We start from the raw sequence: 19550 nt of genomic DNA, 5'->3' as shown, positions 1-19550 counted from the left end.
ATCCGGGTCTTCCATGTCCGCCGGTTCGGGGGCCCGGTGGAGTCGTTCGGCGTTGGGTCGGCTTGGGGGCCGGTCCAACGCTTCCTGCGTCCGGCGGATCTGCTCGGGGTTCCACCCGCCGGAATGGGCTGGCGCCGGCTCGGGGGTTCCGGCGGGATCTGTGTCCACCCACGAATTGAACCTACGGAGGCCCGCCACCGGCCGCAATGGAGCGGCGTTCCCCGAAGCCTCGGAACCTGGCGATCGTCGCAGGTTGAAGGGACGCCTTCGCAGCGTCCCAATGACCTAGTCAGCGGGCTTCGCGTACTCCCGCCCCGGGCAAAGGCCAACGCCACAAGGCATCCATGATGTCCGGGGTGGCTTCAGCGGGGTTTCAGGTTGAAAGCGTGCCAGAGCGCTCAGTTGGCGATGACCGCGGCGGTTTGGCGGGCCATCGCCAGTTCCTCGTTGGTGGGGATCACCAGCACCTCGATCGTGGACTCGGCGGTCGAAATCCGTCGCTGCGCCTTCGAGCGGACGGAATTGACCTGTTCGTCCAGCACCGTCCCGAAGGCTGGCCGCAGGCGGTCGACGACCATCTTGCGGATGTGGTCGGCGTTCTCACCGACGCCCGCGGTGAAGGTGATCACGTCGCAGCCGCCCAGGAAGGCGATGTAGCTGCCGATGTAGCCGACCAGGCGGTGCACGTAGACGTCCAGGCCGAGCTTGGCCTGCTCGTCCCCCGCCTCGATCAGCGCCTTGATGTCGCGCATGTCGGTCTTGCCGGTGAGCCCGAGCATGCCGGAGCGCTTGTTGAGCAGGGTGTCGATCTCGCCGAAGGTGGCGCCAGCCTCGCGGAAGAGGAAGGCGTGCAGACCCGGGTCAACGTCGCCGGAGCGGGTGCCCATCACGAGTCCCTGAAGGGGCGTCAGGCCCATGGACGTCTCGATCGGATGCCCCCTGTCGATCGCCGACAACGACGCGCCGTTGCCCAAGTGGCAGACGATCTGCTTGAGCTCGGAGTAGTCACGGCCGAGGAACTCCGCGGCTTGGTGCGAGACATAGTCGTGCGAGGTTCCATGGAAGCCGTAGCGGCGGATCTCGTGCTTCGCGGCCAGGTCACGGTCGATCGCGTAGGTGTAGGCCTCCGCGGGCAGTTCTGAGAAGAAGGCCGTGTCGAAGATGGCGACCTGGGGGACGTCGGGCAGCACTCGGCGGGCAGCGCGGATGCCGGCGATGCCGGGCGGGTTGTGCAGGGGTGCCAGCCCGGAGAGGTCCACCAGCTTCTGGATGACGCCGTCATCGATGATCGTGGTCTTGTTGAAGGCGGTGCCACCGTGGACGGTGCGGTGGCCGACGGCCACGGCGTCGGCGATGGCGGGCCCGTGCTCGTCGAACATCGCGACGACGGCGGTGAGTGCCTCGGTGTGGTCGAGGAAGACCTGTTCGGTGGAGAACTCCTCGCCGTTGACCTCGTGCTCGATGGTGCCGGGGGAGGCGTCGCCGATCTTCTGCACGAGCCCGACCGCCATCACGGCCTCGGTCTCGGCGTCGATCATCTGGTACTTGATGGAGCTGGATCCGCAGTTCAACAGCAAGATGGGCTTCGGCATGTGGCGAGCCTATCGGCCGTCCCGGTCGCGGGGGCCCGCGAGGGCTGCGCACGGGGTCGCCGGCGCCTACGGTTGGCGTACGGGACGATGAATTGGGCCGACGGTGCAAGGGCGCACCGGGGCGCACCGCGAAGGGGGCTTCGAGATGGGACGAGTCAGCGCGCAGCAATTCGTGGACCTGGTGGTCGACCCGGGCAGCTTCGGGCCGCTGCCGAGCCGTGGGACGACGACGGCCGATGCCGTCTACGCGGCCGAACTGGCCGCTGCGCAGGAGGCGACGGGGCTGGACGAGTCGGTGTTGTGCGGCACCTCGCGCGTCGGCGGCCAGGAGGTGGTGCTGGTGGCCGGGGAGTTCGGCTTCCTGGCGGGTTCGATCGGCGTGGTCACGAGTGATCTGATCCTGGCCGCCTTCGACCATGCGACGGAGCACCAGATGCCCCTGTTGGTCTCGCCGTGCTCGGGGGGCACCCGGATGCAGGAGGGGACGCCCGCATTCGTCCAGATGGTGAAGATTGGGCAGGCCGTCCGCGCGCACCGGCGGGCTGGGCTGCCCTACCTTGCACACCTGCGGCACCCGACCACTGGCGGGGTGCTGGCCTCCTGGGCCTCGTTGGGGCACTACACGACGGCGCAGCCGGGCGCGATGGTCGGATTCCTGGGCCCCCGTGTGCAGGAGGCGCTGACCGGGCGCCGGATCGAGGACGGCATCCAGCGCGCCGAGAACCTGGAACGGGTCGGTGTCATCGACGCCGTGGTGGCCGACGAGTGCGTCCGGTCGCTGTGGCTGCGCTGGCTGGACGCGATCGGGCCGGCCCACGAACGCCAAGGGTCTGGGGTCGGGCCGGTCACGCCGCGGGCAACCGGTGCCCCGGTGGACATGGCGGGCAAGGCTGCGCTCGCGGACGCCCCCACGGACCCCTGGCCGGCGGTGCAGGCGTCGAGGGCAGACGACCGTCCCGGCGTGCTGGATGTCGTTGCGGCGTGTGGCGGGACGGCCGTCTGGTTCTCCGGGACCGGTGACGGACGTGTCGACCCGACCATCAAGGCGGGGCCGGTTCGCTGGTGCGGCCGTCCACTGATGCTGGTGGGCATGTGCCGCGACACCCAGACCCACCACGAGTTGGGCCCGGCGGGGCTGCGGATCGCGCAGCGGGCCTTCGCTGTGGCGCAGGAGCTCGGGCTGCCCGTGGTCACCATGATCGACACGCCCGGCGCCGAACTGAGCGCGTGGGCCGAGAACCACGGACTGTCCGGTGAGATCGCCCGGACCCTCGGGTCCCTTGCCGAGCTGACGGTCCCGACGGTGAGCGTCATCCTGGGCGAGGGCGGCGGGGGAGCGGCGCTGTCGATGCTGCCCGCCGATCGCACGCTGGTGGCCGCGAGCGGCTGGTTGTCGCCCATCGCCCCGGAGGGTGCATCGGCGATCATGGGACGCTCCGGCGGGGACGCGGCGGCGATGGCCCGCGCGCACCGGATCGGCGCCCATGACCTGGTCGCGATGGGGGTGGCGGACGCGATCATCCCCGAGCCGGACGACTGGTCGACGCCACCTCTCGGCCCCGAGGCATTGTCGTCGCGCGGCCACTTCTGCGATGCGGTGGGAGTGGCCGTACTCGAGCAGGTGGAGGAACTTGCCGCGATTCCGACCGACGAACGGCTGGCGGCGCGACGGGAGCGTTTCCGCGCCGTGGGCTGAGGGCGAACCGTCAGCGGATCAGAACTGACCCATCTGCTGGGCCTGGAGCTGCAGCCGGTTGATGCGGTCGGCCATCGGCGGGTGGGTGCTCATCAATTCGCGCACCTGGCCGAAGGGGTTGGCGATCATCATGTGCGCGGCGTTCTGCAGCTGGCGGTTGGGGGCCAGGGGAGCGACGGCCACGCCGTGCTCGAGTTTCGCCAGCGCCTGGGCCAGGGCGAGCGGATCCCCGGTGAGCTTCGACCCATCCTCGTCCGCGTCGTACTCGCGGGTGCGGCTGATCGCCATCTGGATCACTGACGCAGCCAGCGGCGCGAAGATCGCCGCAGCGAGCAGACCCAGCGCATTGCCGTTGCGCTCGTCACTGCGTCCGCCGGAGAACATGGCGCCGAAGCTGAGCATCTGCCCGATCGTGCTGATCATGCCGGCGATGGCGGCTGCCACCGAGCTGGTGAGGATGTCGCGGTTGTAGACATGCATCAGCTCGTGGCCGAGCACTCCGCGCAACTCACGCTCGTCCAGCAGTTGCAGGATTCCCTGCGTGCAACACACGGCCGCGTTCTGCGGGTTGCGACCGGTGGCGAAGGCATTGGGGGACGACGTGGGGGAGACGTACAGGCGCGGCATCGGCTGACCCGCGCGCTGGCTGAGCTCGGAGACGATCCGGTACATTTCGGGAGCCTGCTCAGGGCTCACCTCGACCGCACCCATCGAGCGGATCGCGATCTTGTCGCTGTTCCAGTACGAGTAGAAGGTGGTGGCCAGGCCCATCAGGGCGAAGATCCAGATGTAGGACGAACTGCCCGTGTACGCGGCGAGGGAGCCGCCGACAAGCAGCAGCAGGCCGAAGATGCCGCCGAAGAGCATCGCAGTCTTCGCGCCGTTGTAATGGTTGTGCATGTCTTCACAACGCCTTTCGCTGGAGTGCTTGTTCCCGCCGTTGCTGTCACCAGCCTGTGAGTCGGCCGCGCCGGTGGTGCCATCCCCAGAATGACAGATCGTCCCCGGGCCGGGCCCGGGGACGATCCGTCAACTGACTACAGCTGTGTGCGAGTACTGCGCGGTTGCTGGATCAGCTGCCGACCGAGTTCACCTGCAACTGCTTGGTGGCCTTGTTCAGGCCATTGCCGCCGCCCGAGGGATCCAGATCGATGTTGGCCGGGATGTAGCCATAGCCGAGCAGGCCCTTGTTGCCGACGGTCCGGTCGACCTTGGTGGTGGTGGCGTTGATGTTGATCTTGACGGTCGGCGCCAGGGTGCCACCGCGACGATCGGCGACCGTGTCGATGAACGACTCGACGAGCCCGCCGGGCATCACGTAGCGCGAGTACGACTGGTAGGCGCGAGCATTCTGCTTCGCGTCCCGGGCCACCAGGTTGAGGTCGGTCGGGTTGCCGAGCACCAGGCCTGACTTGTTGAGCGGCTGGAAGTCGCTGCGGATGCCGTCGCCGACGAAGCCGTAGACGCCGTCCGGGCCGCGCAGGCCAGCCGCGTAGGTGAAGGCGTGGCTGATCGTGAACAGGTAGTACTTGTACTGGCCGTTCACCTTCTTGATGACGAACTGCGGACGCTCGGTCTGGTCGTTGACGCAGTTGGCCGAAAGGATCGGCGGCAGGTACTTCCACTTGGTGAGCTGCTTGTTCGTCGCCACGGCCAAGCCGATGTTGGCCATCTGGAAGTTGGCGCAGGACGCGGTCACCGCGTCGGCATCTTCGCCGGACCTGCCCAGGTCGGAGTCCTGGCACTGGTAGTCACCACGATCAACGGCGGTGTTGCCCTCGAACACCATGAAGGTCTTGCCCGGGTAGGCTGGATCTTCGAAGGTGAAGGGATCGCGGAAGCTGTAGTAGGGGTTCTGCTCGACCGTCTGGTAGTACTTTCCGTCGGCCTTCAGCAACTCCTTGTGCCCGTTGAACCCGGACAAGCTCAGCCCGTCGGCGTCGGCTTTCAGCTTGCCGGTCGACAGCGAGATGGTGGCCATGGGCTTGTTGCGGTCGGCGAAGTCCAGGTGGGTGTAGAACAGCTTGACCTGGCCATTGCCGAACACGCGTGCCGAGCCGGACCATTCGGCCTGTGACTTGGGCGTCGTGTCGCCGAAGACCTTGCCGCCGTAGATCCAGGGCGAGGTGTTGTCGTTGGCCCTGCGGAACCAATAGCTGATCCGGGCGTTGACGTGGCGGTCGTCGAAGTCATAGCCGGCGTAAGGGTCGGCGGTCAGCGAGAAGATGACATTCCAGCCCTTGTAGGAGTACTGGTTGCCGTGGGCGTCGGTGAGTGGCCAGGTGTCCCACACCCACACCTGCTTGCCATTGCGGTCCAGCATCAGCGAGACGCAAGCCGGGCCGGCGAGAGGGCAGAGATGTAGCCATGGAGCATCCTTTGGGGTGAAGGAAACAGAGTGGGTTTTCTTGCCAGCAAGGGTTTCCCCCCGCTGCCTCGACTTTCCGACAAAATCAGCCGGTGCAAAACCCTCGCAGGGGTGTACCACCCGGGCCCCTTTGGACGATTGGGTGCAGGCTCAACTTCTGGCCGATTGTCCAGCCCCGGGCATCCCCGTTCCAGCCGCGAACTCCTGCGCCTGGATCGCCGTGATGGCCACCGTGTTCACGATGTCGTCCACCAGCGCGCCACGCGAGAGGTCATTGACCGGACGGTTGAGGCCCTGCAGCACCGGGCCCACCGCGACGGCACCCGAGGTGCGCTGCACGGCCTTGTAGGTGTTGTTGCCCGTGTTGAGGTCGGGGAAGATGAAGACCGTCGCCTGGCCCGCCACCTCGGAACCGGGCATCTTCTTCTGTCCCACCACGGGGTCCACGGCCGCGTCGAACTGGATCGGCCCCTCGACCTTCAGGTCCGGACGACGTTCCCGCACCAGGCGGGTCGCCTCGCGCACCTTGTCGACGTCCGCTCCCGAACCCGACTCACCCGTCGAGTAGGACAGCATCGCGACCCGGGGCTCGATGTCGAAGGCCGCGGCCGTGTCGGCGGATGAGATCGCGATGTCGGCCAGCTCCTCGGACGTCGGGTCGGGGTTCACTGCGCAGTCGCCGTAGACCAGCACCCGGTCGGGCATGCACATCAGGAAGGAGCTGGAGACGACCTTCACGCCCTCCTTGGTCTTGATGAACTCCAGCGACGGACGGATGGTGTTCGCCGTCGTGTTCACTGCCCCAGAGACCATGCCGTCGGCCATGCCGAAGTGCACCATCATCGTCCCGAAGTAGGAGGGGTCGTGCATCCGGTCCTTGGCCTGTTCGAAGGTGACGCCCTTCTTGGCGCGCAGGTGCGCGTACTCGATCGCGAACTTGTTGAGCAATTCATCGTCGGTGGGGTCGATGATCCGCGCCTTGGTCAGGTCGAAGCCCAGCGTGCGAGCCCGGGTGTTGATGGCCAGCGGGTCACCCAGCAGGATGATCCTGGCCACATTGCGTTCCAGGATGATCGACGCCGACTCCAGGATCCGGTCGTCGGACGACTCCGGCAGCACGATCGTGCGGACGTCGCGACGGGCCTGGGCCATCAACTGGTACTCGAACATGCGCGGCGTGCGGATCTCGCCACGGTGCAGGTTCAGGGCCTTGAGGAGCGCATCCTCGTCGAAGTTCTCGGCGAACATCTGGCGCGCGATCTCGACCTTGCGCGGGGAAGAGGTGCGGGTGCCCTCAAGGCCGAACAACTTCTCCGCGGTCGTGTAGGTTCCCGACGCGACGGTGCCGATCGGGATGCGCGCGTCGACGCCGTCCATCAGCTTGCGGACATTGGCCGGGATCTCGTATCCGCCGACCAGGAAGATGGCCGCGATGTTCGGGAAGGTGTCGGAGCGGTGCGCCATCACCAGCCCGGGCAGCAGGTCCGAGCGGTCGCTCGGCATGACGATCGTGAACTCCTTCTGGAGCCGGTCCAGCAGGTTCGGCAGCGTCATGCCAGCCACCAGGGTGCCCAGCGACTCGCGTTCCATGTCGGCGCGGGTTCCCATCCACAGCTCGGCGCCGAGCGCCTCGAACTGCATCCCGACGGTCGGCGCGGACAAGATGCCGTTCTCCGGCAGGACGGCGGTGACCAAGGTGGAGTCCACGGACGACAGCGCGGCGCGGGCCTCCTTGGCCAAGGCCGGGTCGACGCGCGTCGCGGTCAGGCCGATCACGGTGTTGTGGGCGCGACGGAACTCGCCCAGCGCCATCACCCCCGAGCGACGGATGGTGTCGGCGTCGCGTCCCTTGCCCCGGACGACGAGAAGCACCGGCGCGTTGAGGTTGGCGGCGACCTGGGCGTTGAAGTTCATCTCGGTGGGGGCCGAGACATCGCCGTAGTCGGAGCCCAGCACGACGATCGCGTCGTAGCGCTCGGCCAGCGAGCCGTACTTGTTGACGATGTGGGTCATCGCATCATCGGGGGCGGCGGCCAGATCGGCGTAGCTCACGCCGATGGCGTCCTCGTAGCTCTGCCGAATGACGTTCTGGCCGATCAGGGTGCGGGTCACGGCGTCGTCCTCGGCCCACTTCACCAGCGGACGAAAGACGCCGATGTTCGAGACGGTGCGGGCGAGTGAGTCGATCAGCCCGAGGGCAATGGCGCTCTTGCCGACGCCTCCCTCGGTGGATGCGATGTACACGGCTTTGGTCACGCGCCGAGCCTAGCCGCCCCGCCGTCACTTCGGAGGGTGACCCTGCGGGGGTCGGGCAACCGGGCTACTCCTGCGCCTCACCCGCGCGGTTGACCAGGTGGCCGGTGGCCAGCCCGTCGCCGAGGGCCAGCGCGGCGGTGATCCAACCGAGCCACTGATGGCCCGGCCAGGCCACGATCGAAACGACCGTGGCCAGCAGGACGAGCGCCAGCACGCTCCAGAAGGCGCGGGCGTGGGAGGCGAAGGGGAGCACGATGGCGGAGTGGCGGCCGACGAACATGCCCAGCGCGATGGTGACGGCCCCGACCAGGATGAACAACGCCGGAATGGCGATCTTCGGGTCGACCAGCGCGACGAGTGCACCGCCGACGGCGGTGGCGGCACCGAGGCCCACGAAGTACATGGAGTAGGAGCGCACCACCTTGCTGTTCAGGGCGCGCAGCGCGGTCTTGTCCACGAACTCGTTGTCAACCATCGCCCCAGTGTGGCGCGAAGCGTCCCCGCGTGTCAGCTGGGTGCGCTGAGCGTCCGCTGGCTGACGGGCCACGATGCGAGTGTCCGAGCCGCGTCATAGCCTTGGGCCATGCTTTCGCTTGGAGCCCATGTCGACCAGACCGATCCCATCGCCGAGGCGCAGGCCCGCGGGGCCACGCTCTCGCAGTTCTTCCTCGGTGACCCGCAGGGTTGGAAGGGCCCGAAGGTCGCCTATGAAGGCGGCGCCCAAGCCCTGCGCGAGGCAGCGACCGCAGCGGGCGTCGACCTGTACGTGCATGCGCCCTATGTGCTGAATGTGGCGACTGTCAACAACCGCATCCGCATCCCCTCCCGCAAGCTCTTGCAGCAGACGGTGACCGTCGCGGGCGAGATCGGGGCCAAGGGCGTGATCGTTCACGGCGGCCACGTCGGTGCGGGCGACGACGCCGAGAAGGGCTTCGACAACTGGCGCAAGGCCGTCGACGGCATCGACCTGACCGTGCCGCTGCTGATCGAGAACACCGCCGGCGGTGCGAATGCGATGGCCCGCCACCTCGACCGGATCGCCATGTTGTGGGAGGCGATCTCCACCGCGTCCGGCTTCGAGAATGTCGGTTTCTGCCTCGACACCTGCCATGCCCATGCCGGTGGCGAGGAACTCGTCGGGCTGGTCGAACGCGTCAAGGCAATCACCGGACGGATCGACCTGGTGCACTGCAATGACTCCCGCGACGCCTTCGACTCCGGAGCCGACCGGCATGCCAACCTTGGGCAGGGGCAGGCCGATCCCGAGGGGCTCTTCGAGGTGGTCCGGGTGGCCGGTGCCCCCGTGTGTCTGGAGACCCCCGGCGGCGCAGAGGTGCACTCCCTCGAGCTCGACCTGCTGCGCCAGAAGCTCGGCGAGTGATGGGGGAGTTCAGCAACTACCACCTGGCACGGATGATCGCCGACTCGGCGCAACGCTTCGCCGAGCGCCCTGCCACGCGCATCGAAGGGCCGGACGGGCAGTGGCAGGTGCTCACTTACCGCGAGTTCCACGAGGCGATCGTCCGCGCCGCGTGCGCCCTGGTCGACGTGGGCGTCCAGCCCGGTGACCGGGTGGCGATCCTGTCCGCGAACCGTCCCGAGTGGAGCATCGTCGACCTGGCGGTCGCCTCCGCCGGGGCGGTCAGCGTCCCGATCTTTGCGACCTCCACCGTGGAGCAGGTCCGTCACGTGGTGACCGACTCTGGAGCGAGGCTGGTCTTCGTGGCTGGCACGCGTGAGCTGGCCACCGTGCGGGAGGCCAGCGCGGCCCCGAGGGTGATCAGCTTCGACGAGCTGGACGAGGTGTCGAGCCTCGCGTCCCTGCTGGCCACCGACCACTCGCGCCACCGTGATGAGATTGCCGCCCGCACCGCCGCCGGACGAGGGGACGACCTCGCCACCATCATCTACACCTCCGGCACCACGGGGAAGGCGAAGGGCGTGATGCTCAGCCACGGGGGTTTCGGCGCCCAGCAGGCCGCCATCGACGAGTGTTGGGACTTTCGACCCACCGATTCCAGCCTCTGCTTCCTGCCGCTGGCCCACGCGCTGGAACGCGACTGGACCTTCCACCTGTTCCACCGTGGCTGCCTGAACACCTACTGTCCCCGCCCGAAAGAGGTCGGACGACTGCTCGCCAAGGCCCGCCCGACGCTGCTGGTCAGCGTCCCGATGCTCTTCGAGAAGGTCATGTCGGGGGCACGCGCGCAGGCCTCCTCGCCCGTGGCCCGGCGCACCTTCGAGTGGGCGCTGCGGGTGGGCGGCCAGTGCCAACACGCCTATCGGAAGGGCGCCACCCCATCGCTCTGGTGGCGGGCGCAGCTGCCCGTGGCGGACAAGCTGGTGCTGTCGAAGATCCGTTCTGCGGTCGGCGGCTCGAAGACCCTGCTGGTCAGTGGCGGGGCGCCGCTGCGCCGCGAGGTGGAGGAGTTCTTCTCCGCCGCCGGAATCCTGCTGGGGCAGGGATACGGGCTCACCGAGACCGGGCCGATGGCGACGATCTACGCCCCCGACCGGTTCAAGCTGGGGACGGTGGGCTTCCCGATCCGGGGCGCCGAGTTCCGCATCGGCGCCGAATCGGAACTCCTCGTCCGGACCCCGTCGATGATGCTTGGCTACTGGGGTGACGAAGAGGCGACTCGCGCCGTGCTCGGCGAGGATGGATGGCTGCACACCGGGGACGTGGGTTACGGCGACACCGACGGATTCGTCGTGGTGACCGATCGGCTCAAGGAACTGATCGTCACGGCCAACGGCAAGAACGTCGCCCCTCAGGCCGTCGAGGCCGCCCTGCTGGCCGAGGCCCGTTTCGACCAGGTGATGGTGGTGGGCGACTCACGTCCGTGCCTGGTCGCCGTCATCCAACCGACGCAGGACGGCTGGGCCTCGCTCGCCCAGGAGGCAGGGGTGACTGGGGCACCCGAGGAATTGGCCGACGACTCGGCGATGCAGGCGCTCGTACGCCAGCGGGCGGCCGATCTGACGTCCGGTCTGGCGCACGAGGAACAGGTGCGGGACGTGATCTTGTCGGCTGGCCGCATCACCCAGGCCAGCGGGCTTCTCACGCCCACCTTGAAGATTCGGCGCTCGCGGGTGGAGAAGGCCTTCGCGTCCCAGGTCGAGGCCACCTACGAAAGGGTGCGAAGCTCTCGAAAGTCGAGGTCCGCTCGCTAGACTCGGTTCACCTACGGTGGCGTAGGTACGCCATCCGAGAGGCCCCACACCATGGACAACGCAGCCGCGCAGGACGTCGTCGCTGACCAGTCAGGCACCGACCACATGTCCGGTGGTGCCGACCACATTGACCACATGTTCCGTGATGCCGACCACATTGCCCACATGTTCCGTGATGTCGTGGCGCGCCACGGCAACCGTCCGGCCAGTCGGGTGCGGGCTGGGGACGGCTGGTCGGTGCAGACCTACCGCCAGATCGACCAGCGGGTGCAGGCCACCGCGCGGGCGCTGGTCGCGGCAGGCATCCAGCGGGGTGACCGGGTCGCGATCTTCGCGAACAACTCCCCGGAGTGGTTCCAGGCTGACCAGGCCTGCCTGCGCGTCGGCGCGGTGCCCACCCCCATCTATGCCACCAGCACGCCCGAGCAGATCACCCACATCGTCAACGACTCCGGCACCCGGATCGTCTTCCTCGGCGGCCGCTCCGAGGCTGAGCGCTGCCTCGGTGCCCGTGCCGAGATGCCCAGCCTGGAGCGGCTGGTCAGCTTCGAGCCGGTCGAGGCGGACGGGGTGGAATCGCTCGCCGGCTTCGAACGCGGCGACATCGCGCGGCGTGAGGAATTGGACGCCGCAGTGGAGCAGCGGATGGCCGAGGCGTCGGGGGACGACCTGGCGTCCATCATCTACACCTCCGGTACCACCGGAGCCCCGAAGGGCGTCATGCTCCAGCACAAGGCACTGATGGCGCAGTGCCGCGCCCTGGACGTCTTCTTCGACCCCGAGCCAGCCGACCACTCCCTGTGCTTCCTTCCCCTGTCCCATGCGCTGGAACGGGCGTGGACGACCTACATCACCAGCCATGGCTGCATGAACACCTATGTGCCCAATGCCAAGACCGTCGCCGACATGCTGGTGTTGGCCAAGCCGACGCTGATGGTCTCGGTGCCCAAGCTGTACGAGACGGTGTACGCCACCGCGCACGCGAAGGTGGCCGACGACCCGGCGCGCAAGGCGGTCTTCGACTGGGCGCTGCGCGTCGGTGGCCAGTGCCAGCGCGCCTACCGCAAGGGCAAGCAGCCCAGCGCCTACTGGCGCGCCCAGTTGCCGCTGGCCGACAAGCTGGTGCTCTCCAGCATCCGGCAGGCGATGGGCGGCAACAAGACCGTGCTGGCCTGCGGTGGTGCGCCGTTGCGGGTGCAGGTGGAGGAGTTCTTCTCCGCCGCCGGAATGCTGTTGCTGCAGGGCTTCGGCCTCACCGAGGCTTCCCCGCTGGTCAGCTTCAACCCGCCCACCGAGTTCAAGTTCGGCAGCTGCGGACGGGTCATGCCCGGCGGTGAGCTGAAGATCGGGGCCGAGAGCGAGATCCTCTACCGCGGTCCGAACCTGATGGCGGGTTACTGGAACAACCCCGAGGCCACCGCCGCCGCGCTCGATGACGAGGGCTGGTTGCACACCGGGGACGGTGGCTACGTCGACAACGAGGGCTACCTGGTCATCAACGACCGGCTGAAGGACATCATCGTCACCCTCAACGGCAAGAACATCTCGCCCCAGCCGATCGAGGGCATGCTGCTCGCCGATCCCTTGTTCGAGCACGCAGTGCTGCTGGGTGACAACCGTCCCTGCCTGACCCTTCTGGTCAAGCCCTCGCTGCCGCATCTGGAGCAGATCGCCAAGCAGCGGGGTATCGCCTTCAGCAACCCGTCCGAACTGGTGCACAACTCCGAGGTGATGGACGAGCTGCGCGCCCGCGTGCAGGCCCTCACCGCCAAGCTGCCGAGCCACGAGCAGATCCGCGACCTTCGGGTGCTCGTTGAGGACTTCACCATGGACAACGGCCTGCTCACCCCGACCCTGAAGGTCAAGCGGCGCGAGGTCGAGAAGCGCTTCGAGTCGATGGTGGACGAGATGTACGCCAAGATCGCCGACCGCCGCAAGGGCAAGTCCGAAGACTAGGCAGCACAAGTGAGCAACGACGACATATCCTTCGGTTCCCGTCCGGCCTGAGCAGCCCCAGTACAGCCCCCACCAACCATGCAGATCGGGGCGCCTCCCGCAGGAGGCGCCCCGATCGCTTGTTTCCTGGCCCGTCAGGTCATGATTGGCGCAGCTCGAACACCGCGACCGTGCGAGCGGGGACGGTGAAAGTCCCCGAAGCCCGGGCAAAGGTGGACGTCTTCACCACCGGGTCGGAGCCCTTGGCCTGCACCCCCGACAGGGTGTAGGCGGCGCCCTTGGCCACCGGGACGACCTGCTGCACGTCGTCGTCGGAAGCGTTGAAGACCACCACCACGCCCTTCAGCTTCGCGTCCGCGTCGGTGCCGACGGTGTCGTCGATGCGCTGGACGATGACGCCCGGCTTCGCATCAGCGGTACCGGAGACCGGGTAGCTGACCTTCTGGTTGATCTGCACCGCCGAGCCAAGCCGGAAGAGCTTGGTCGAGAAGCGCAGCTTCAGCAGGTCTTGTGCCTGGGCGGTGGCCGTCTGCACGTCCGCCTTCGACGGCTTGAGGGCCGAGTTGGCGAGCAGCGGCTGCTGGAAGGCGTACTTGGACGAGTTGTCGGCCTTCATGGGCAGTCCGCGGCCGAAGCCATTGTCGGCACCCGTCCAGTCGAGCGTGTTGAACCAGTCGCCCGAGTTGTACGAGTTGCGGTCCAGCGACTTGCTGCGCAGCAGGTCGGCACCCGCGTGCCAGAACGACGGCGTCTGCGCCAGCGCGGTGGTCGACAGCGAGATGGTGTTCATCCGCACCCGATCAGCCATCGACGTGTCGGTCGGCAGCTTCATGGTGAGCGAATCCCAGATCGTCTCGTTGTCGTGCGCGTCAACGTAGCTGATCACCTCCTCGGGTGAGGACGCATAACCAGCGGGCGCCCCGTTGTAGTCGACCTCGGAACCCTTCACCGGCTGGCCGCTGGTCGAGGTGAACAGGAAGTCGCGCAGGTTGCCAGCCAGGCCCAGCTGCACCAGGTCGGTGTCGTGGGCCAGGTTCGTGGTGGCCTGGTCGTTGATCGGCGCCCCATTCGGGTCGGTCGCCTCGCCAGAGCCGAAGCCCTGCTTGCGGGGGTCGTCGTCGAAGGGTCCGCCACCTCGTACGGCGTCACGGAGCCGATCGGAGAAGGTACCGATCCCGGTGCCGTCCAACTGGCCCTGCGTGGCCTGGGTGAACAGCGCGTTGTCGGCGACCTCACCGAAGTTCCAGCCCTCGCCGTAGAGGTAGACCGACTTGCCGTCCACTCCGTCCTTCTTCAACGTCAACTGGTCCAGGGCGGATCGCACGGCCTTCATGCTGTCGACCGAGTGGTGACCCATCAGGTCGAAGCGGAAGCCGTCGACCTTGTACTGCTTGGCCCACATCACGACCGAGTCGACCATCAGCTTGTTCATCATGGCGTGTTCGGTGGCGGTGTTCTGGCAGCAGGTGGACGTGTAGACCGCACCGGACGCATCGAGGCGTTGGTAGTACCCGGGCACGACCTTGTCGAGCACCGAGTTCTTGGCCTGTCCCGAGGCCGCTGTGTGGTTGAAGACCTGGTCAAGGACGACGCGCAGACCGTCCGCGTGCAGGCCGCCCACCATGGAGCGGAACTCGGCCACCCGGGCGCCACCGTCCGCGGTCGCCGTGGTGGACGCGTAGGAACCCTCCGGGGCGAAGAAGTGCAGCGGGTCGTAGCCCCAGTTGTATCCGTCCGCATCGGCGATCTTGGTGATGCAGGCTTGCTGCTCCTCGCTGTCGGCCGGGTAGGACTCGAGGTCACATGGCGGGCTTTGCTGCTTGGACGGGTCCTCCTCGATGGTGGCGATGTCGAAGGTGGGTAGCAGGTGCACCGTGTTCAGGCCGGCCTTCGCGAGCGCCTTGAGGTGCTTGGTGCCCGCGGAGTTCTCGGTGAACGCCTTGTAGGAGCCGCGGTCCTCGGCGGGCACGGTGGTGTCGGTGATCGAGAAGTCCCGCACGTGCAACTCGTAGATGGTCGAGTCGACGGCCTGCGCCAGCTTCGGCGAAGCGGTCTTCGTCCACTGTGTGGGCTGCCAGGCCCTGCTCGTCAGGTCGACGGCAACCGAGCGGGTCGAGTTCACCGTCAGCGCGACCGAGTAGGGGTCGGTGACCTGGTTGGTCTCGACCTTGCCGGTGCTGGGGGCGAAGACCTTCACCTCGAACAGGTACCGGACGTTCTCCAGCGAGCGCGGGCCGGAGTAGGTCCACGTGCCCGAGGCATCCTTGGTCATCGCGCGTCGGGTGGCCTTCGAGGCGTCGGCGTCGGAGCTGCCCGCTGGCCAGGTGAGCAGGGTCGCCGACCGTGCCGTCGGTGCCCAGACCCGGAAGGTGGCCTTGGCGGCGCCGAAGGTGACGCCCAGCTTCTTGCCCGCAGCCTTCTTGGCGTACAGGGCGTCGAGGACCAGCGGCACCTGGACGCCGGTGGCGTCGAGCAGTTCACCCGCACCGGAGTACATCGCCACGGCGACCTGGCCGGTGAGGATCTGGGCGACCTTCTTCGTGGTCGTCCTGTCCAGCTGCAGGGCGATGTAGCCCTTGAGCTCCGGGTGTGCCGCGATGACCGCGTCACCCAGCCCGGCTGCGTCATGGGTCAGGTCGGCCTGGCCCATGTCGTCACTGACCAGGGACTCGGCGTCGATCGCCAGCGTGCCGCTGGGCGACCAGTGCAGGCGCCACTTGAGGGTCGAGGGGTCGACGCCGGTGGGGACGGCCGAGGCCGGCCACGCGATGGTGTCCTGGTCGACCCAGATCGCCTTGGCCCCCTTCAGGTCGGGGGCGGCCCCAGCCTTGGAAGTGGTGACCTTCGGCTCGTGGGTGGTGGAGTTCCAGGTGATGGTCACCACGGTGCCGTCGCTGGGCACGGAGACGGCGATGTTGGAGCCGTCCTTCGCGCCACCGACGCCGTAGCTCTCGGCCCAGCTCTGGCCGACGGCCACCTTGAACTCGTAGTTGCCTGCGGGGATGGCCGTCGAGCTCCACGAGTAGGTGCCGTCACCGTCGGGGTCGGTGAGCCACGGCTTCATGCAGTCGGGCGTCCAGTCGTCGGTGCAGCCGAGCTCGCTCTGGAAGCTGCCTGGGGCGGTGACGATGGGGCCCTGCGCGTCGCTGGTGACGTAGTGGGTGGCGTGGTCGTAGTAGAAGGTGACCTGGCCGGGGCTGGTGTAGGCGAGGTTGGAACCGCCCGCGGCGCCACCAGCGCCGTAGTTCTCGTCCCAGCTGCCGTTCAGCGCGGCCTTGTACTCGTAGTCACCGGCGGGGATGGTGTACGTCCCCTTCCAGACCTGGTCCTTGGCGTCGAGCGTCAGCTGGGCCTGGTCGCAGGCGGGCTGCCAGTCGTCCGAGCAGCCCATCTCCGAGTTGTGGTTGCCGGCGACGGCGACCTTCTCGGGCTGCGTGACCGGGCCCACCGAACCGGTGTTGCCGCCGGTGGAACCACCGGTGCTGGCGCTGGCCGCACCGGTGATGGCGTAGGTGGAGGTGGCGTTCACGTTGCCGGAGATGTCCTTGACGATCGCTCGGTACTCCAGCAGCTCACCCTTGGGCAGGTCGGAGACATCCGCGAACACGCGGTAGGGCGCGTTGTCGTCGGTGCCGAGCACGGTCCACTCGGTGGTGCCGACGGGTCGGTACTCGAAGGTGACCTGCGCGAAGGTGTTCTCGGGAACCGAGGCGCCGATCTCGGCCCGGCCGCCGACCACGGCACCCGCGCTGGGGCTGGCGAACTGGATCGCGGGGGCGGCCTTGCGCTTCTTGATCGGGGAATGGGCCTTCCAGACGCTCACCGACAGGGCAGGGACGGACGCGGTGACGCGGGTGTCCTTGCCGGAGGCGAGGGTCTTGCTGGTGCCGTACACGGGGGTGAACTTGTTGTTCGCCGTGTAGGTCTGGAAGGCGGCCGACTTGGCGGTGGTCGCATTGTTCACGGCCACGATGTATTCGATGCCCGTGCGACGGTCGATGCGGCTGAAGGCGTAGATGCCCGCGTCGCTGGAGGCGTAGCGGTGGATCTGGGCACCGTCGGCCAGGGCCGGGTTGGCTTGGCGCACCTGCGCCAGCTTGGCGATGGCCTTGTACAGCGGCGCCGTGGTGTCGTAGTGGTCACCGGTGCCCATGGTGCCGCCGCCGACCAGGGTCTCGGATGCGTACTGGGAGACCTTCGTGCCGAACATGTCCTCACGGGAGTCCTTGTCGCCACCGGTGCCGGTGAAGCCCTGCTCGTCCCCGTAGTAGTTGATCGGGTTGCCGCGCGTCAGGTACATGATCTGGTTCGCGAGCTTCGTGCGGGCGAGCAGGTCGTCCCCGGTGTAACCGGCCTTGGACAGCATCATGCCGATGCGGCCCATGTCGTGGTTCCCCAGGAAGGTGGGCAGCTGGTAGGCATTCGAGTCGGTGTCGGTGAACCAGTCGTCCGAGGCGTAGAAGTCACGGATCGTCGTGGTCGGCTTGCCGCTGACGGCGTTGACGGCCATCGACTGGAAGCCGAAGTCGAGGGTGGCCTGGAGCTTTCCCTTGGTGGTGTAGGTCGACTCGACCGAGGGGGTGGAGTCGTAGACCTCGCCGAAGGCGAAGAACTTGTCGTTGCCGGCCTTCTTGGCCTGGTCGAGGATGCGCGGGATGAACTGCTGCCAGAACTCCAGGTTCACGTGCTTGACGGTGTCGATCCGGAAGCCGTCGACCCCGAAGTCCACCCAGCTGGAGTAGATGTCGCCCATTCCCTTGACGACCTCCGGCCGCTCGGTGAACAGGTCGTCCAAGCCCTGGAAGTCGCCGTAGGTGGACGACTCACCCGCCCAGGTCGAGTCGCCGCGGTTGTGGTACATCGTCGGGTCGTTCAGCCAGTCGGGTGTCTTGGCCGTCTTCTCGGCCTCCGTGGGGTAGGTCGGCGTGTACGGGAAGGAGTCCAGGTTCAGCTCGGGGATCTGGTTGGCCAGCTCGGTCGCGTTGAAGGTGTTGCCGTTCGCGTCCTTGTAGGGCTGGTCGGCCTGTGAAATGTAGGAGTACTGCTTCTGCGCGTAGTCGAGGACGTCCGCGGTGTGGTTGGTGATGATGTCGAAGTAGACCCGCATGCCCTTGGCGTGGGCCGCCGCGATCAGGTCCTTCATGTCCTGGTTGGTGCCCAGATGCGGGTCGATCTGGGTGAAGTCGGTGGTCCAGTAGCCGTGGTAGCCGGCCGAGGCATTCTCACCGGTGCCCTGCACGGGACGGTTCTTGAACGAGGGCGTCAGCCAGATGGCGGTGGTGCCCATGCCCTTGATGTAGTCGAGCTTGCGAATGACGCCCTTGAGGTCGCCACCGTGGTAGAACCCCTTGTCGGTGGGGTCATAGCCGGTTTCCAGCCGCCCGCCGGACAGGCCACCCTTGTCGTTCGCAGTGGAACCATTGGCGAAGCGGTCGGCCATCAGGAAGTAGAAGCGCTCGCGCGTCTGGGCACTGCGCAGGGAGTCGGCCGCGGCGGCCTTGTCGGCCGCGTCGACCGTGCCGGCCAGGCCGAGCGGGGTGACGCCAAAGCTGTGCGAGGTGTCGTCGTAGCTGACGACCACCTTCGCGGGGCCCTCGAGCACCAGCTTGGCATTGCCGCTGCCGTCGCCGTAGGCCTCGTCCCACGCCTGGTTGAGGGCGATCTTGTACTCATAGCTTCCGGCGGGCAGCTCGAAGGTCTGCGAGTAGATGCTCGAGTTCGGTTCTTGGACGAGCTGGGTGCTCTCACAGCTGGGTTGCCAGTCGTCGGAGCAGCCGAGCTCGTTCTGCAAGCTGCCCACCAAGGTGGCGACGCGGGCGTCGGCTGCCGCCCTGGGCAGCGTCGATGTCGCGCCGAAGGTGAGCGCCAAGGTGGTGGCCACCAAGGCGCTCGTTCGGCGGAGGATGGAGTGAACCACGATGTTCTCCTGGGTCTGGCTCGAAGTGGGGTCAGGCGACTACCGAGCAGGCTAGACCGGCCCGCGGACACATTTGAAGAGCAGGTGGGTGACCAGTCACCAATCTGTGACCTTTGGACGAGCGAACCACTCAGTTCCGAGAGCACGGGCGGTGTCTGGACCGCTTACACCATGTGGTGTGATGGCGGGCATGGGATTTCGTGACCGCTGGATCAACCACCTGGTGCCCGAGGGCGGCATCAGCGTTGACGAGGCACTGGGCCTGCTCGCCAAGGGCGGCGTGCTGTGTGATGTGCGCACCCAGCCCGAGTACGAGGCGGGCCACGCGCCTGGCGCCCGTCTGGTCGACGTCGTCGCGCTGTCCGAGAGCGTGATGGACGCGGTCTACGAGGGCGACCCCTTCGCCGAGGCCGACAAGCCGATCGTCCTGATCTGTGACACCGGGCTGCGCTCCGGGCAGGCTGTCCAACTGGTGACGGCGCAGGGTTTCGAGTCGGCCTTCGTGGCCGGGGGTCTGCGCGCCTGGGTGGACGACGGCCAGATCCTCATCCCCGGTCCGCCCCGACGTCGCTGAGGTTTGGGACGCGCTGG

The 19550-nt window shown here is 67.4% G+C and carries 11 protein-coding genes; 5 read left to right on the top strand and 6 right to left on the bottom strand.

Going from position 1 to position 19550, the window contains the following annotated elements:
* Positions 1-398: 398 nt before the first annotated feature.
* The gene (locus ABD089_RS01160) at positions 399-1592 is read right to left on the bottom strand and encodes an acetate/propionate family kinase (RefSeq protein ID WP_343884328.1); all 1194 of its coding nucleotides are present in this window, start codon (positions 1590-1592) and stop codon (positions 399-401) included.
* A gap of 145 nt (positions 1593-1737) precedes the next feature.
* On the opposite strand from ABD089_RS01160, the gene ABD089_RS01155 reads away from it, so the two are divergent.
* Positions 1738-3288 (top strand): carboxyl transferase domain-containing protein, encoded by a 1551-nt coding sequence (locus ABD089_RS01155; RefSeq protein ID WP_343884327.1) that lies wholly within the window; start codon positions 1738-1740, stop codon positions 3286-3288.
* A gap of 18 nt (positions 3289-3306) precedes the next feature.
* Here ABD089_RS01155 and htpX read toward each other — a convergent pair whose 3' ends face one another.
* The 4 genes from htpX to ABD089_RS01135 all read right to left on the bottom strand — a co-directional run bounded on the left by htpX (position 3307) and on the right by ABD089_RS01135 (position 8387).
* Positions 3307-4188, bottom strand: a complete 882-nt coding sequence (gene htpX / locus ABD089_RS01150) for a zinc metalloprotease HtpX (protein WP_343884326.1) — start codon at positions 4186-4188, stop codon at positions 3307-3309.
* A gap of 172 nt (positions 4189-4360) precedes the next feature.
* On the bottom strand, positions 4361-5611 hold the full coding sequence (locus ABD089_RS01145; protein ID WP_343884325.1) for a glycoside hydrolase family 68 protein: 1251 nt from the start codon (positions 5609-5611) through the stop codon (positions 4361-4363).
* A gap of 195 nt (positions 5612-5806) precedes the next feature.
* Positions 5807-7912: a phosphate acetyltransferase gene (pta, locus tag ABD089_RS01140; RefSeq protein WP_343884324.1), complete on the bottom strand. Its 2106-nt coding sequence runs from the start codon at positions 7910-7912 to the stop codon at positions 5807-5809.
* 64 nt (positions 7913-7976) lie between these two features.
* A complete protein-coding gene (locus ABD089_RS01135) occupies positions 7977-8387 on the bottom strand; it encodes a hypothetical protein (RefSeq protein ID WP_343884323.1) in 411 nt (136 codons plus the stop codon).
* Between the two features lie 108 nt (positions 8388-8495).
* On the opposite strand from ABD089_RS01135, the gene ABD089_RS01130 reads away from it, so the two are divergent.
* The 3 genes from ABD089_RS01130 to ABD089_RS01120 are packed head-to-tail and all read left to right on the top strand — an operon-like array spanning position 8496 to position 13042.
* Positions 8496-9293, top strand: coding sequence for a deoxyribonuclease IV (locus ABD089_RS01130; protein WP_343884322.1), 798 nt, complete (start codon positions 8496-8498; stop codon positions 9291-9293).
* A complete protein-coding gene (locus ABD089_RS01125; protein WP_343884321.1) occupies positions 9293-11086 on the top strand; it encodes an AMP-dependent synthetase/ligase in 1794 nt (597 codons plus the stop codon). The genes ABD089_RS01130 and ABD089_RS01125 overlap by 1 nt, the downstream gene beginning before the upstream one ends.
* Positions 11087-11137: 51 nt before the next feature.
* On the top strand, positions 11138-13042 hold the full coding sequence (locus tag ABD089_RS01120) for an AMP-dependent synthetase/ligase (RefSeq protein WP_343884320.1): 1905 nt from the start codon (positions 11138-11140) through the stop codon (positions 13040-13042).
* A 139-nt stretch (positions 13043-13181) separates the two neighbouring features.
* On the opposite strand, the gene pulA is transcribed toward ABD089_RS01120, so the two are convergent.
* Complete coding sequence (pulA, locus tag ABD089_RS01115) at positions 13182-18923, bottom strand: pullulanase-type alpha-1,6-glucosidase (RefSeq protein ID WP_343884319.1); 5742 nt, start codon at positions 18921-18923, stop codon at positions 13182-13184.
* Between the two features lie 226 nt (positions 18924-19149).
* Between pulA and ABD089_RS01110 the strand changes: the two genes are divergently transcribed.
* The gene (locus ABD089_RS01110; protein WP_343884318.1) at positions 19150-19533 is read left to right on the top strand and encodes a rhodanese-like domain-containing protein; all 384 of its coding nucleotides are present in this window, start codon (positions 19150-19152) and stop codon (positions 19531-19533) included.
* The last annotated feature ends 17 nt before the right edge of the window (positions 19534-19550 follow it).

The organism is Luteococcus sanguinis (genome assembly GCF_039527675.1).
GTDB classification, from domain to species: Bacteria; Actinomycetota; Actinomycetes; order Propionibacteriales; family Propionibacteriaceae; genus Luteococcus; species Luteococcus sanguinis.
The sequence above is the reverse complement of the archived record's forward strand: the minus strand, read 5'-3'. Positions and strand labels throughout refer to the sequence as shown.

Excerpts from the sequence above, each read along its gene's own strand:
- ABD089_RS01160 (WP_343884328.1), bottom strand. The coding sequence starts at position 1,592 with ATGCCGAAGCCCATCTTGCTGTTGAACTGCGGATCCAGCTCCATCAAG.
- ABD089_RS01155 (WP_343884327.1), top strand. The coding sequence starts at position 1,738 with ATGGGACGAGTCAGCGCGCAGCAATTCGTGGACCTGGTGGTCGACCCG.
- htpX (WP_343884326.1), bottom strand. The coding sequence starts at position 4,188 with ATGCACAACCATTACAACGGCGCGAAGACTGCGATGCTCTTCGGCGGC.
- ABD089_RS01145 (WP_343884325.1), bottom strand. The coding sequence starts at position 5,611 with ATGCTGGACCGCAATGGCAAGCAGGTGTGGGTGTGGGACACCTGGCCA.
- ABD089_RS01135 (WP_343884323.1), bottom strand. The coding sequence starts at position 8,387 with ATGGTTGACAACGAGTTCGTGGACAAGACCGCGCTGCGCGCCCTGAAC.
- ABD089_RS01130 (WP_343884322.1), top strand. The coding sequence starts at position 8,496 with ATGCTTTCGCTTGGAGCCCATGTCGACCAGACCGATCCCATCGCCGAG.
- ABD089_RS01125 (WP_343884321.1), top strand. The coding sequence starts at position 9,293 with ATGGGGGAGTTCAGCAACTACCACCTGGCACGGATGATCGCCGACTCG.
- ABD089_RS01120 (WP_343884320.1), top strand. The coding sequence starts at position 11,138 with ATGGACAACGCAGCCGCGCAGGACGTCGTCGCTGACCAGTCAGGCACC.
- ABD089_RS01110 (WP_343884318.1), top strand. The coding sequence starts at position 19,150 with ATGGGATTTCGTGACCGCTGGATCAACCACCTGGTGCCCGAGGGCGGC.